Genomic DNA, 14,391 nt, shown 5'->3' with positions numbered 1-14,391 from the left:
AGGAAGTAAATTTCTTTTTCGGCGTCATTCTGAAATAGAGTTCTTCATCAATTTCTGAATACCCATTCCTCAAAACTCAAATTCTCTCAATCTGTTAATAACTCTGCACACCACTTTCCCTGCCAAAAAAATTATCCACAGCGCTTATCGACACCTTTTTCACACGTTCACGCCTTGTGGATAGTCATAATCCACGTGTTGAAGGGGATGTGGATAAATATCATCAGCCATTGCACTGATTGGTTTTATTTGATATTATAGTTGTGTTTTCACTCTGAATAACTTTTTAACAGATTAATATTATCCACAAATGTGGATAGCCTGTGGATAAACATTTTCACATGCATGTAAAAAGTTGTCCACAGCTGCTGAATATTGTCGATACATCACGAATTCGGCTTTTTTCGTTATTCATGATGATGTATATATATGAATTTTCACTTTCGGGAATGTTTTTCTCGAAAAATATTCAATAAAAGGAGGGGGCATTTAGTTGGAAAACATCACGGATTTGTGGAATCGCGCATTGGATGATATGGAGAAAAAAGTGAGTAAGCCAAGCTTTGAGACGTGGCTGAAATCAACGAAGGCTTTTTCGCTCCAGCGCGATGTATTAACTGTAACCGCACCAAATGAATTCGCACGGGACTGGCTCGAGGGTAATTATACGCAGCTGATCTCCGGTGTATTAAAAGAAGTGACTGGAGAAGAGCTCAGAATTAAGTTCATTATTCCCCAAAATCAGAATGATGATGATCTTGATTTTGCTGCACCGCCTAAAAAGCCGGTTGTTGATGATGATCAGCAGGAATGGTCAAAGAGTATGCTGAACCCGAAGTATACGTTTGACACGTTTGTTATCGGCTCGGGTAACCGCTTTGCGCATGCTGCCTCACTTGCAGTGGCTGAAGCACCGGCAAAAGCTTATAATCCGCTGTTTATCTACGGGGGTGTCGGACTCGGTAAAACGCACTTAATGCATGCGATCGGCCATTATGTACTTGAGCATAATCCGAATGCAAAGGTTGTTTATTTATCTTCTGAGAAATTCACGAATGAGTTCATCAATTCAATCCGTGATAATAAAGCGGTTGATTTCCGCAATAAGTACCGTAACGTAGATGTACTCTTAATAGATGATATTCAATTCCTGGCCGGGAAAGAACAGACGCAAGAGGAATTTTTCCATACTTTTAATACACTTCACGAGGAGAGCAAACAGATTGTCATCTCCAGTGACCGGCCGCCAAAGGAAATCCCGACGCTTGAAGACAGGCTGCGCTCCCGTTTTGAGTGGGGGCTGATTACTGATATCACGCCGCCTGACCTGGAAACGAGAATTGCCATTTTACGCAAAAAAGCTAAAGCTGAAGGGCTCGATATCCCGAATGAAGCGATGCTTTATATTGCGAATCAGATAGATTCTAATATTCGTGAGCTTGAAGGCGCACTGATCCGTGTCGTTGCCTATTCATCTCTAGTGAGCAAGGACATTAATGCGGATCTGACAGCTGAGGCACTGAAGGATATCATGCCAAGCTCGAAGCCGAAGGTTATCACAATTATGGATATTCAAAAAACGGTCGGAGAGCATTTCAGCGTAAAGCTTGAAGACTTTAAAGCGAAGAAAAGAACGAAGACAGTTGCTTTTCCGCGTCAGATTGCCATGTATCTTTCAAGAGAGCTGACTGATTTCTCTCTGCCGAAGATTGGCGAGGAATTTGGCGGCCGGGATCATACAACTGTTATTCATGCGCATGAAAAGATCTCTAAATTGCTTGTTGAAGACGATTCACTTAAGCATGAAATTAAAGAAATCAAATCTGCATTGCAGAAATAAGTGTGGACAAGTGTGGATGGCGGGTACACGTCTGAACACATTTTATTCACATGTGGAAAACCTGCACAGTCATTCATTAACAGGTTTATCCACATATCCACAGCACCTACTAGTACTATTACTATTTATTTAAAAAATAATTATTATATAACTCGCAGCAGGATGCGAAGAGTTGGAGGCTATATCACATGAAATTTCAGATCCAGCGAGATCGACTGGTTGATGGGGTAAATGACGTCATCAAGGCAGTATCATCAAGAACGGCAATTCCGATTTTAAGCGGGATTAAAATTACTGCGCACGATGAAGGGATTACACTGACTGGCAGTGACTCAGATATTTCAATTGAATCCTTTATTCCAAAAGAAGAAGATGGCAAGGAGATCGTGAACGTTGAACAGACTGGCGGTATCGTACTCCAGGCCAAGTTTTTTGAAAGCATTGTTAAAAAACTGCCGCTTGATACAGTTGAAATTGAAGTGCATTCACATCTTCAGACTGTCATCCGTTCCGGTAAATCAGAGTTTAATCTGAACGGTCAGGATGTTTCGGAATACCCGAGACTGCCTGAGATTGAGGAAGACAGCGTACTGAAGATCCCGACAAATCTTTTAAAAACAATGATCAGACAGACTGTTTTTGCAGTGTCCGCCTCAGAAACACGCCCTATCTTGACAGGTGTAAACTGGACGGTTGAAGACGGCATGCTGAACTGTGTTGCAACAGACAGCCACCGCCTGGCAATGCGTAAAGCACCGATCAATGGCGGGAATGGGGAGCCTTATAAAGCAGTGATTCCAGGTAAGAGCTTAAATGAGCTGAACAAGATTCTGGATGACACGGCAGATGAGACTGAAATTGTTATGACTGAAAATCAGGTGTTATTCCGTGCGAAGCATGTATTATTCTTCTCACGCCTGCTTGAAGGGAATTATCCTGATACGTCACGTCTTGTTCCTTCAGAAAGCAAAACAGAGATGACAATCGGCGGTAAGGATTTCTTACAGGCGATTGACCGTGCATCCCTTTTAGCAAGAGAAGAACGAAACAATGTGGTTAAGCTTCACATCAGCGAAGAGGGTGGCGTTCAGATTTCGTCGAACACGCCTGAGATCGGAAAAGTTGTGGAAGAAGTGCAGAGTGATGCCACGACTGGCGAAGAGCTGACAATTTCGTTCAGTGCGAAATACATGATGGATGCGCTGAAGGTACTTGAAGGTGCTGAGACAAATATCCAGTTCACGGGTGCGATGAGACCGTTTGTGCTCCGCCCGACTGGTGATGATTCAATTCTGCAGCTGATTACACCTGTGAGAACTTACTAAACCATAATCAAAGCAGCCGGATTCCTCAGGCAGGAGTCCGGTTTTCGCGCTTTTAAAAGCCTGAGGTATCTTTTGTTTTCAGGGGGTATTTGAGGTAAAATAGAAGGATAAGTCAATGTGGAAAGAAGTGATGAAGATGACTGAAAAAATTACGATTCAGACTGAATATATAACGCTTGGTCAGTTTCTGAAATTAGCAAATGTGATTCAGAGCGGCGGGATGGCAAAATGGTTCCTCGGAGAGCATGATGTATTCATTAATGACGAACAGGATCAGCGCAGAGGACGCAAGCTGCGTGACGGGGATGAGATCTATATCCCGGAAGTAGGCAAGTATCAAGTAAAATCGGAAGGGTAACCAAATGCACATTGAGCAGCTTAAGCTTACGCATTATCGAAATTATGATGGGCTGACATTAAAATTTGATAACAATGTCAACGTAATCCTCGGAGAAAACGCGCAGGGCAAGACAAACGTCATGGAGTCCATTTATGTCCTGGCAATGGCAAAATCCCATAGAACGTCAAATGATAAAGATTTAATACAATGGAATGAAGAGTATGCTAAAATAGAAGGTAGAGTGATGAAGCAGCACGGAGCACTTCCCCTTGAACTTGTGATTTCAAAAAAAGGGAAGAAAGCAAAAGTCAATCACCTTGAACAATCAAAACTCAGCCGCTATGTCGGCCATATGAATGTCGTCATGTTCGCGCCCGAAGATCTCCACCTGGTAAAGGGGAGCCCTCAAGTAAGGCGTCGTTTTATTGATATGGAGATTGGCCAGGTGTCGGCTGTCTATTTACATGACAGCAGTCTTTACCAGAAGATTCTGCTTCAGCGCAATCACTATCTGAAACAGCTGCAGGCAAGAAAGCAGACAGATCAGACAATGCTTGATGTATTGACTGACCAGTTTGTTGAGATGGCTGCTAAAATTGTCGTGCGCCGTTTTCAATATTTAAAGCTTTTGCAGGAATGGGCGGAACCGATTCATAAAGGGATCTCACGCGGGCTTGAAACGCTTGAAGTCGTGTACAAGCCGTCTGTGCAGGTAACAGCAGAGCAGCAGCTCAAAGAAGTCGAAGAAGTCTTCCGCGAAAAGCTGGCATCCGTCCGGCAAAGAGAGATTGAGCGGGGCGTTACGCTTGCAGGACCCCACCGTGATGATCTGCAGTTTTTAGTGAACGGTCATGATGTCCAGACATTCGGCTCGCAGGGTCAGCAGCGGACAACCGCGCTTTCGATCAAATTAGCCGAGATTGAATTGATCCATGCAGAGATCGGTGAGTATCCGATTTTACTTCTGGATGACGTACTCTCGGAGCTGGATGATTACAGACAGTCCCATCTACTGAATACAATCCAGGGTAAAGTCCAGACCTTTGTGACCACCACCAGCGTGGAAGGGATTGACCATCAGACACTGAATGAGGCGACAACGTTTATTGTCGAGGACGGTGTGATGAAAAAAACTGAAGGGGGCTGACCCTAGATGTATGTGCATATCGGGGAAGACGCAATGGTCAGAATGAATGATATCGTGGCGATCATGGATGTACAGGCAGCAGAAGACTCGCTCATTATGGAGCAGTTTATGAAAGATAACGAAAACGGCATCGTTGATCTCTGTCAGTCAGCCTGTAAATCAATTGTCATCACAGATTTCAAAGTTTATTTGTCACCATTGTCTTCAGCAACCTTGAAAAAAAGAGCGGAAAAAATGAGCAGGCCCTTTGGCCGTAAGTAATAGAAAGTGCAGGTGAGATCGCGTGGCAACTGAAGATACAAACATCCAGGCCTATGATGAGAATCAGATACAGGTGCTTGAAGGTCTTGAAGCAGTAAGAAAGCGTCCGGGTATGTATATCGGATCGACTGCTGCAAGAGGACTCCACCATCTGGTATGGGAAATTGTTGATAATAGTATTGATGAGGCGCTAGCAGGCCACTGTGACACAATTTCAATCCGTATTACAAAAGATAACTGGATTGAAGTTGAAGATAACGGACGCGGAATTCCGGTCGGTACCCATGAAAAGATGGGACGTCCGGCTGTTGAGGTTATCATGACTGTGCTGCACGCCGGAGGTAAATTCGGCGGTGGCGGATATAAGGTTTCAGGCGGACTTCACGGCGTTGGGGCTTCGGTCGTTAACGCATTATCTGAAGAGCTTCAGGTATATGTGCACCGTGATGGCAAAGTCTATAACCAAGTTTACAGACAGGGTGTTCCCCAGTTTGACCTGAAAGTGATTGGTGAGACGGATCATACCGGAACCATTACACGCTTTAAAGCGGATCCTGAAATTTTCACTGAAACAACTGAGTATGATTTTGATACGCTTGCAAACCGTGTAAGAGAGCTTGCTTTCTTAAATCGCGGGCTTGCACTTGAAATAGAAGATCAGCGTGAGCAGGATGAAGAAGGCAACAATATCCTCAAGCGTTTTCACTATGAAGGCGGCATTAAGTCATATGTAGAGCACTTAAACCGTTCAAAAGAAGTGATTCATCCTGAGCCTGTGTTTATTGAAGGGGAAAAAGACGGAATTTCAATCGAAATCTCCATGCAGTATAACCAGGGCTTTGCAAGTAACATCTATTCTTTTGCGAATAACATCAACACATATGAGGGCGGAACGCATGAATCAGGCTTCAGAACAGCCCTTACACGTGTGATTAATAACTATGCGGCACGTAATAATTTGCTGAAGGATGCAGATGGCAATCTTTCAGGTGAAGATGTGCGTGAAGGTTTGACAGCCATTGTTTCAATCAAGCACCCTGATCCTCAGTTCGAAGGTCAGACGAAAACGAAGCTTGGTAACTCAGAGGCCAGAACGATCACAGACCAGCTGTTCTCAGAGCACTTCACAAAGTTCATGATGGAAAACCCTCAGGTTGCCCGTCAGATTGTTGATAAAGGGTCAATGGCAGCGCGTGCCCGCCTTGCAGCGAAAAAAGCACGTGAGCTGACACGCAGAAAGAGTGCGCTTGAAGTATCAAGTCTTCCTGGTAAGCTTGCTGACTGTTCTTCAAGAGATCCTCATATCAGTGAAATTTATGTGGTTGAGGGTGACTCTGCCGGCGGTTCAGCCAAGCAGGGCCGTGACCGTCATTTCCAGGCGATCCTGCCGCTTCGCGGGAAGATCATTAACGTTGAAAAAGCGCGTCTGGATAAAATTTTATCGAATAATGAAATCCGTGCCATCATTACGGCACTTGGAACAGGCATCGGCGAGGACTTTGATATTTCTAAAGCCCGTTATCATAAAGTTGTTATCATGACAGATGCCGATGTCGATGGTGCGCACATCCGTACGCTCCTGCTGACATTCCTATACCGCTATATGCGTCCGATCATTGAGGCAGGCTATATCTATATCGCCCAGCCGCCACTTTACAAAATCACGCAGGGTAAAACAGTCCGTTATGCCTATACTGACCGTGAAATGAATCGCATTCTTTCAGAAATGTCACCTACACCAAAGCCTGGGCTTCAGCGCTATAAGGGTCTTGGTGAGATGAACCCTGAACAGCTGTGGGAAACAACGATGGATCCTGAATCACGTACAATGCTTCAGGTCAGTCTTGAAGATGCGATTGAAGCAGACGAAACCTTTGAAATTCTGATGGGTGATAAAGTAGAACCGCGCAGAATGTTTATCGAAGAAAACGCTGCATACGTAAAAAATCTGGACGTGTAACTTTTATAAATGCGGAGGGATAGGCTTTCCTATCCCTTCTTAATGTTTAGAACAGAGTAATTGCAGGAATAGGAGGTTTTTCTGTTATGGCTGAAACGCCGAGTTCGAATGTTCATGAAATCAATATTAGTCAGGAAATGCGTACTTCATTTATGGATTACGCAATGAGCGTTATCGTATCACGTGCCCTTCCTGATGTAAGAGACGGCTTAAAGCCGGTTCACCGTCGTATTCTTTATGCGATGAATGACCTTGGTATGACGTCTGATAAAGCATTTAAAAAATCTGCCCGTATCGTCGGTGAAGTAATCGGTAAGTATCACCCGCACGGTGACTCTGCTGTATATGACACAATGGTACGTATGGCGCAGGATTTCAGCTATCGCTACATGCTCGTTGACGGTCACGGGAACTTCGGTTCTGTTGACGGTGACGCAGCAGCTGCGATGCGTTATACAGAAGCAAGAATGTCGAAGATTTCAATGGAAATTCTTCGTGATATTAATAAAGATACGATTGATTTCCGTGATAACTATGATGGATCTGAACGCGAGCCAGTCGTTCTGCCATCACGTTTCCCGAACCTGCTTGTTAATGGTTCAAGCGGTATTGCAGTCGGAATGGCGACAAACATTCCGCCTCATCAGCTTGGCGAAGTGATCGATGGTCTGCTTGCATTCAGTGAGCATCCTGAAATTACAATCGGCGAACTGATGGAGTATATCCCTGGTCCGGACTTTCCGACAGGTGCCCTGATTCTCGGACGCAGCGGTATCCGCCGTGCTTATGAGACAGGACGCGGTTCAGTGATCCAGCGCGCGAAGGTGGAGATTGAGCAAAAAGCCAATGGACGTGAGACGATTCTTGTTCATGAGCTGCCTTATCAGGTCAATAAAGCCAAGCTGATTGAAAAGATCGCTGAGCTTGTACGTGATAAGAAAATCGACGGCATTACAGATCTTCGTGATGAGTCTGACCGTAATGGTATGCGTATTGTGATTGAAGTACGCCGTGATGCAAACGCGAATGTACTGCTGAACAACCTTTATAAGCAGACTGCACTTCAGACAAGCTTCGGTATTAACATGCTTGCACTTGTTGACGGTCATCCGAAGGTACTGAATCTGAAGGAAGCCCTTCATCATTACTTAGAGCATCAGAAAGTCGTGATCCGCCGTAGAACTGAATTTGAACTGCGTAAAGCGGAAGCGCGTGCACATATCTTGGAAGGTCTGCGTATCGCGCTTGATCATATTGATGAAATCATCGCCCTGATCCGTGGTTCTGAGACAACAGATATTGCCCGTGAAGGCCTGATGACTCAATTCAGTCTGTCTGAAAAGCAGGCACAGGCGATTCTTGATATGCGTCTTCAGCGTCTGACAGGACTTGAGCGTGACAAAATCGAGGAAGAATATCAGGGGCTTGTTGCGTTAATTAAAGACCTGAAAGAAATCCTTGCCAATGAATCACGCGTACTTGAAATTATCCGTGAAGAGCTGCTTGAATTAAAAGAACGCTTTAACGATAAGCGCCGTACTGAAATCACAGTAGGCGGAGCGGAAATGATCGAGGATGAGGACCTGATTCCAGAGGAAAACCTGATTGTGACCCTTACCCATAACGGTTATATTAAGCGTCTTCCTGCTTCAACGTACCGCACGCAAAAGCGTGGAGGACGGGGGATTCAGGGAATGGGGACGAATGAAGATGACTTTGTCGAGCATCTGCTGACAACGTCAACGCATGACACGATCCTGTTCTTTACGAACAAAGGAAAGGTTTACCGTGCAAAAGGGTATGAGATTCCGGAATTCAGCCGTACAGCGAAAGGTCTACCGCTTGTAAACCTGCTTGAGGTTGATAAAGATGAAGTGGTCAATGCGATGATCCGCGTTGAAGAGTTTGATGAGAATTCATACTTCTTCTTTACGACAAAGCGCGGTGTGTCAAAACGTACACCGGCAACAGACTTTGCCAATATCCGTAATAACGGTCTGATCGCCATCAACCTTCGTGATGATGACGAGCTGATTTCTGTGAAATACACAGACGGTAACCGTGAAATCATTATCGGTACGAAAAATGGTCTGATGATCCGCTTCCCGGAAACAGATATCAGATCAATGGGCCGTACTGCAGGTGGTGTGCGCGGTATCCGACTGAATGAAGACGATATTGTTGTCGGGATGGAAATTCTCGAAGAAGGCAACGATATTCTGGTCGTTACTGAAAAAGGTTACGGAAAACGTACACCTGAAGAGGAATACCGTGTTCAGTCAAGAGGCGGTAAAGGGATTAAAACATGTAACATCACAGAGAAAAACGGTCGTCTTGTTGCAGTGAAAGCTGTGACCGGCGAAGAGGACATCATGCTGATTACAGCGCATGGCGTACTGATCCGTATGGATGTTTCAGGTATTTCACAAACCGGCAGAAGCACGCAGGGTGTGAAGCTGATCCGTCTTGGCGAAGAGGAACAGGTAGCAACCGTTACACGTATTGAAAAAGAAGAAGAACTCGATGAAGAAGTGGAAGGAATGGAAGGTCAGGAAGCAACTGACGCAGAACCGGCCATTTCAGAAACAGATACAGAAGAATAATTTTTAAAAAGAAAGCAGGAAAAAAACACCTGCTTTCTTTTTTTTATGTGATAAAATGATAAAAAAGAACTAGAAGTCAGGAGGTGTATGTCGGTGAAAGTTAGCGTGCATGACCTAACAGAAGGCTGCCGGATCGCTCAGGATATTATGGGTCTGACAGCGAATCCGATTATTAAAAAAGGAACAGAGCTCAGTTCGATTCACTTTGAAGCACTGAGAGCTTTTAATATCCAGCACGTTGAGGTTTATTCAAAGCTGGCAGATGGCAGTAAGGTGGAGGCAGAACCGGTAAGGGAAGAAGCAGGAAGCATTGTGGTTGCAGCAGAGGAACCCCCGCTTAAAAAGCAGTATATGGAACTGATCAGCTATTACAACGGTGTATTCAATGCCTGGCAATCCGGTGGAAAGCTGGATATCGTCGCGCTTAAAAGCAGATTAATGCCGCTTTTAAGGCAGGTAGCAAAGCATAAAGACGTCATTTATCAGCTGCATCGCTGGTCAGAAGCTAAAAGCTATATTGCGCACCATTCAGTGTCAACTGCGATCATCAGCTATCTGCTGGCTGAAAAAGCAGGCTATGATCAGGGTGGATGTATTCAGCTTGCAGTGGCAGGGATCCTAACAGATACAGGTATGGCAAAAATGCCGCTATCTATATTGAAAAAATCAGGTCCCCTTACTCAGGAGGAAGCCATCGAAATCCGTAAGCATCCGCTTTACAGCTATCAGTACATCATGGACAGCCCGCTGTTGAAAAACGAAATGAAGGCTGCCATCCTGCAGCATCATGAACGGCTTGACGGGAGCGGCTATCCAAAAGGCAGCAGAGGGAAGGATATTTCGAGATCCTCACAGGTACTTGCACTCGCCGATGTATTCCATGCCATGACCTCAGAACGTCTATACCGTGCGAAAAAGTCTCCATTCAGAGCGCTTGAAATCATCTGGGAGGATGAGCTTGGGAAGTTTGATATTGCATTGTTAAAAGCACTCCAGGAGATCGTAGGCGGTCTTGCAACAGGAACGCGCGTGATCCTATCGGATGACCGGACAGCTGAAGTAATCTTTACACAGCCCCAGCATCTGCTGAGACCAATGATAAAAGCAGAAGGATCAGAGGACATCATTGATCTTACAAAAGAGAGAAAGCTATACATTGAACAGGTTATTTCTTAATTGAAATAGCCTTTTTGTATGGATCCTTTTAAAGTGGGCTGCTGATCTCCGCTTCGCTGAATAACTTAAAAGGTGACGAAATTATCGGTAAAGGTGATTGATATACCCAGGAGGTGAATGGAAGAACACATTTCTTCTGTGAAATATTGATTGGTTACTTTTAACAGAACGCTTTGTTAAAGTCCATTGTTGTTACTGCACAGCTGGTGATTGAAGCGTAAAGGGGCGACTCCTGCGGCAGGAAGGGACGTGTGAGACCGAGCATGGCGAAGCCTGCGGGCTCACCGCCCGGCCGCGGAAAGCGTCCCCCTGAAGCGGAAATCAACAGCCTACTTTAACAAAGCGTAACAGAAAAGCGAAGCCCTCCACGGAAAGGGACTGCGTTTAAAAAATTTAATTTTCTTTTGAACAAATTGAACAACTTAAACGTATAAGCAATAGATCAAAGAAAAGGAGGGGCGGTATGAGCAGGGATCGCACGGAGCAGCTCAGTGAATGGCTGCATGAGAACTATTCATTTTTATATGCGTATCTTGTAAAGCTGACATTGCATCCGGCTGAAGCGGAAGACCTGGCGCAGGATACAGTCATCCGCTGTATTGAACGCTTCTCACAGTTCCGCCCGGAGAAAGCCTCCTTTTCAACATGGATGATTCAGATCGCTACAAATCTCTGGCTTGATAAGAAACGCAGGAAAAAACGGGAGCAGACTTATCTGAACAAGCAGCAGCTTGAATGGAACCTTGGCGATGAGCTTGGCATTGAGGTGGCTGAAGCGCTTCGGACATTAAAAGACCACCACCGCATTCCTGTCATTCTCAAATATACTTACGGCTATTCCTATGAGGAAATTGCGACGATTTGTAATGTCTCCACCGGAACGATCAAGTCCAGATTGCACCATGCAATGGCAAACTTAAGAAAGGAGCTGGGAGAAGATGAAAGACAAGACAGAAGAAAAACTGATCAAAGGTCTTCAGGCGTTTGACCGGCTGGAAAAATCCCCACCGTCACGAGAATCCTTCAATCTGATGATTAATGAAATCAGGCAGCGGCAGAAAAGAGAACTCATCTGGTTTTTGGTGATAGCGATATTGATTGTATCAACGACCGTTTTGGTGCTGATCAATGAGCCGGTATTATATGCAGCAAGCCAGCTCCTGTTCTTAATGGTTGCCGGGATCATTATGTACGTTAGAAAAAGCAGGGTGAAGCAGCATGAATGAAGTAAATCCGCTGATTTTTATACTCATTGTCTGTCTGCTGATTGCACAAAGCACCTTCTTATTCACTGATGCCAGAAAAAGAGGGCATGCCAAATGGTTCTGGGGAATCTGGGGGATGATTCAGACCCCAATGCCGCTTTTATTTTATCTGCTCTGGTCGAGAGTAATGAAATCATATTTACAAAAAAGGAGAGAGGAAAATGGATGATTTAAATTTTGCCATCATTGCACCACTGGCATTTATTAATATTGTGTTAGCTGTTACCGCTTTAGTGGATTTATTCAAACGGCCGTCTGTTAACGGTCCGAAATGGGTCTGGGCTTTAGTCATTATTTTCATCAATATGATTGGACCGATTCTGTATTTCGTGATCGGCAGAAGGGATACGTAAATGATTACAGTACAGAATCTGACGAAAAAATTCGGTTCATTCACAGCAGTGGATCAGCTCTCATTCAGTCTGGAAACAGGCAGAACGACAGCACTTGTTGGTCCAAATGGTGCTGGAAAAACAACTGCGCTTCACATGATCAGTGGATTATCAACACCAACCGGCGGCACCATTGAATTCGAAGAACCTGTGGCGGATCAGAGACAGCAGATCGGTTTTCTGCCGCAATACCCGTCCTTTTTTAACTGGATGACCGCAAAAGAATACCTCATGCTTGCGGGGAGACTCGGCAAAAAATCAAAAAAGGAAACAATGTTAAAAGCTGATGCTCTGCTTGAGAGGGTTGGTCTTTCAGAACATGCTGGTAAAAAGATCGGCGGATTCTCAGGCGGGATGAAGCAGCGGCTTGGGATTGCACAGGCACTGATTCACAGTCCGAAGATCCTCCTGCTTGATGAGCCTGTATCAGCACTTGATCCGGCCGGTCGAAAAGAAGTGATGACACTGCTGAAGGAATTAAAAAAAGAAATGACGATTCTCTATTCCACGCATGTCCTTCATGATGCGCAGGTTTTATGCGATGACGTACTCATGATGAATAGAGGGAAGAAAGTGCTCTTTGATTCAATTGATCACGTTTATATGAAATATGAGCGTCCCGAAATGGTATTGCGTGCAGATCAGCATCTATTGGAATGGGGAAAATCATTTGGTGAGAGACATCCTGATCTATTAATAGAGATAAATGAAAATACTGCAGTCATTAAAGGAAAAGAAACTGCTGTGCTGAGGAAGATCATACTTGAGGAAGCATTGACCTCTCAGTTGCCTCTTCGCTCACTTGAAGTCGGCACAGCTTCGCTTGAAGATGTCTTCCATGAGGTGATGAAATGAGCGTACTGTTTAAAAAAGAAATGCTTGAAATGGTCAGAAGCTTTAAGTGGATCTGGATGCCGCTTGTATTTATCGCGCTTGGCATCATGCAGCCGCTGACCAGCTATTATCTGCCTGATATTCTTGAAGAATTCGGCGGATTGCCGGAAGGCGCTGTATTTGAAATCCCGCTGCCAGGATCTGAGCAGGTATTTGCAGAAACGCTCGGACAGTTTTCGCAAATCGGTGTATTTGTCATTGTACTTGCACTGATGGGTTCTCTTGCAGGTGAACGGTCGAGCGGGACAGCTGTGATGATTCTGGCTAAGCCGGTCTCCCACGCAAGCTACTTTTTAGCTAAATGGCTTGCAGGTACACTCATTGCATTTATTTCCTATCTTGCAGGAGCGGGTGCCGCACTTTATTATATCTATTTATTATTTGACCCAATTGCTTTTCAGCAACTTTTGTTATCTTCGTTCTTTTATCTGATGTGGCTGATTTTCACTGTCACGCTCGTGCTGTTTTTAAGTACGTTTTTAAAAAGGAGTGCCGCGGTGGCAGGAGCTGCACTTGTTATTTTAATATTACTTGCACTGGCATCCTCTATTTTTGTAGAACCAATGATGTGGACGCCTGGTCACCTTCTGGCGCTGTCGAATCTTGCTATTCAGAGCGAAACACTTTCTGGACTATGGAAGGCAGTAATCACCACAATCATATTATGTGCAGTTATGATTGCCGGAGCGATCGGATACTTAAAAAGAAGAGAATGGGTGCAGGGATAAAGGGTTTTCGTCTGGCGACAGGTTAATGCTGCCAGACTTTTTTTATGGTTTTGGATGCTGCTGAATTTGTGGCAAATAATCTAAATTAATAGTCTTTTTCAAAAGTCTTGCGTTTGTGCAAAGTTCCGTGATATATTATTCCTCGTTGCTTCAACAGCGCAGCTAACAACTACATCACACAGCAAAACAAAGTAAAAAACTTTTTTAAAAAAGTGATTGACTTAAAACGCTGAAAGATGTTATGATAGATTGGTCGCTTGAGAGAGCAACACCGCATTTCTTCCTTATAAAGAAGAAAGCGAAAAGAAGTACTTGAACCTTGAAAACTAAACAACCAAACGTCAACGTTTAAGATTTTTAGTCTTTTTCGAAACAAAAAGACAATGAGCTTTTCAAACACTTTACGGAGAGTTTGATCCTGGCTCAGGACGAACGCTGGCGGCGTGCCTAATACATGCAA

14 protein-coding genes and 1 rRNA gene are annotated in these 14,391 nt (G+C 44.5%); all 15 read left to right on the top strand.

Annotation, left to right across the window (positions count from 1 at the left end):
* The first annotated feature begins 493 nt into the window (after positions 1-493).
* Positions 494-1,840 carry a chromosomal replication initiator protein DnaA gene (gene dnaA / locus UFB30_RS00075; RefSeq protein ID WP_322419638.1) on the top strand — a complete coding sequence of 449 codons (1,347 nt, stop codon included), beginning with the start codon at positions 494-496 and terminating at the stop codon, positions 1,838-1,840.
* 188 nt (positions 1,841-2,028) lie between these two features.
* Entirely contained in the window at positions 2,029-3,165 is a 1,137-nt protein-coding gene (gene dnaN / locus UFB30_RS00070) for a DNA polymerase III subunit beta (protein WP_322419637.1), read from the top strand.
* Between the two features lie 136 nt (positions 3,166-3,301).
* Positions 3,302-3,523, top strand: a complete 222-nt coding sequence (gene yaaA, locus UFB30_RS00065) for a S4 domain-containing protein YaaA (RefSeq protein ID WP_322420520.1) — start codon at positions 3,302-3,304, stop codon at positions 3,521-3,523.
* Between the two features lie 4 nt (positions 3,524-3,527).
* Positions 3,528-4,652, top strand: coding sequence for a DNA replication/repair protein RecF (gene recF / locus UFB30_RS00060; RefSeq protein WP_322419635.1), 1,125 nt, complete (start codon positions 3,528-3,530; stop codon positions 4,650-4,652).
* A 6-nt stretch (positions 4,653-4,658) separates the two neighbouring features.
* Entirely contained in the window at positions 4,659-4,913 is a 255-nt protein-coding gene (remB, locus tag UFB30_RS00055; RefSeq protein WP_322419634.1) for an extracellular matrix regulator RemB, read from the top strand.
* Between the two features lie 22 nt (positions 4,914-4,935).
* On the top strand, positions 4,936-6,873 hold the full coding sequence (gene gyrB / locus UFB30_RS00050) for a DNA topoisomerase (ATP-hydrolyzing) subunit B (protein ID WP_322419633.1): 1,938 nt from the start codon (positions 4,936-4,938) through the stop codon (positions 6,871-6,873).
* 86 nt (positions 6,874-6,959) lie between these two features.
* Positions 6,960-9,476 (top strand): DNA gyrase subunit A, encoded by a 2,517-nt coding sequence (gene gyrA / locus UFB30_RS00045; RefSeq protein WP_322419632.1) that lies wholly within the window; start codon positions 6,960-6,962, stop codon positions 9,474-9,476.
* A 93-nt stretch (positions 9,477-9,569) separates the two neighbouring features.
* Positions 9,570-10,652 (top strand): HD-GYP domain-containing protein, encoded by a 1,083-nt coding sequence (locus UFB30_RS00040; protein ID WP_322419631.1) that lies wholly within the window; start codon positions 9,570-9,572, stop codon positions 10,650-10,652.
* A 463-nt stretch (positions 10,653-11,115) separates the two neighbouring features.
* Entirely contained in the window at positions 11,116-11,640 is a 525-nt protein-coding gene (locus UFB30_RS00035; RefSeq protein ID WP_322419630.1) for a sigma-70 family RNA polymerase sigma factor, read from the top strand.
* Complete coding sequence (locus UFB30_RS00030) at positions 11,591-11,878, top strand: DUF5345 family protein (RefSeq protein WP_322419629.1); 288 nt, start codon at positions 11,591-11,593, stop codon at positions 11,876-11,878. The genes UFB30_RS00035 and UFB30_RS00030 overlap by 50 nt, the downstream gene beginning before the upstream one ends.
* Positions 11,871-12,086: a sigmaY antisigma factor component gene (locus tag UFB30_RS00025; protein ID WP_322419628.1), complete on the top strand. Its 216-nt coding sequence runs from the start codon at positions 11,871-11,873 to the stop codon at positions 12,084-12,086. The genes UFB30_RS00030 and UFB30_RS00025 overlap by 8 nt, the downstream gene beginning before the upstream one ends.
* Positions 12,079-12,270, top strand: a complete 192-nt coding sequence (locus UFB30_RS00020) for a PLD nuclease N-terminal domain-containing protein (RefSeq protein ID WP_322419627.1) — start codon at positions 12,079-12,081, stop codon at positions 12,268-12,270. The genes UFB30_RS00025 and UFB30_RS00020 overlap by 8 nt, the downstream gene beginning before the upstream one ends.
* Positions 12,271-13,164, top strand: a complete 894-nt coding sequence (locus tag UFB30_RS00015) for an ABC transporter ATP-binding protein (RefSeq protein ID WP_322419626.1) — start codon at positions 12,271-12,273, stop codon at positions 13,162-13,164.
* Positions 13,161-13,931 (top strand): DUF2705 family protein, encoded by a 771-nt coding sequence (locus tag UFB30_RS00010; RefSeq protein ID WP_322419625.1) that lies wholly within the window; start codon positions 13,161-13,163, stop codon positions 13,929-13,931. The genes UFB30_RS00015 and UFB30_RS00010 overlap by 4 nt, the downstream gene beginning before the upstream one ends.
* 400 nt (positions 13,932-14,331) lie before the next feature.
* Positions 14,332-14,391, top strand: a 16S ribosomal RNA gene (locus UFB30_RS00005); the annotation flags it as partial.

The sequence above is a fragment of the Jeotgalibacillus haloalkalitolerans genome, assembly GCF_034427455.1.
Classification (GTDB): Bacteria; Bacillota; Bacilli; order Bacillales; family Jeotgalibacillaceae; genus Jeotgalibacillus; species Jeotgalibacillus haloalkalitolerans.
This window is presented reverse-complemented; position numbering and strand designations above follow the sequence as displayed.

Bases quoted from the DNA above. Each gene is read 5' to 3' on its own strand.
- UFB30_RS00035 (WP_322419630.1), top strand. From the start codon at position 11,116: ATGAGCAGGGATCGCACGGAGCAGCTCAGTGAATGGCTGCATGAGAAC.
- UFB30_RS00010 (WP_322419625.1), top strand. From the start codon at position 13,161: ATGAGCGTACTGTTTAAAAAAGAAATGCTTGAAATGGTCAGAAGCTTT.
- remB (WP_322419634.1), top strand. From the start codon at position 4,659: ATGTATGTGCATATCGGGGAAGACGCAATGGTCAGAATGAATGATATC.
- recF (WP_322419635.1), top strand. From the start codon at position 3,528: ATGCACATTGAGCAGCTTAAGCTTACGCATTATCGAAATTATGATGGG.
- UFB30_RS00020 (WP_322419627.1), top strand. From the start codon at position 12,079: ATGGATGATTTAAATTTTGCCATCATTGCACCACTGGCATTTATTAAT.
- UFB30_RS00015 (WP_322419626.1), top strand. From the start codon at position 12,271: ATGATTACAGTACAGAATCTGACGAAAAAATTCGGTTCATTCACAGCA.
- yaaA (WP_322420520.1), top strand. From the start codon at position 3,302: ATGACTGAAAAAATTACGATTCAGACTGAATATATAACGCTTGGTCAG.
- UFB30_RS00025 (WP_322419628.1), top strand. From the start codon at position 11,871: ATGAATGAAGTAAATCCGCTGATTTTTATACTCATTGTCTGTCTGCTG.
- UFB30_RS00030 (WP_322419629.1), top strand. From the start codon at position 11,591: ATGAAAGACAAGACAGAAGAAAAACTGATCAAAGGTCTTCAGGCGTTT.
- gyrA (WP_322419632.1), top strand. From the start codon at position 6,960: ATGGCTGAAACGCCGAGTTCGAATGTTCATGAAATCAATATTAGTCAG.
- dnaN (WP_322419637.1), top strand. From the start codon at position 2,029: ATGAAATTTCAGATCCAGCGAGATCGACTGGTTGATGGGGTAAATGAC.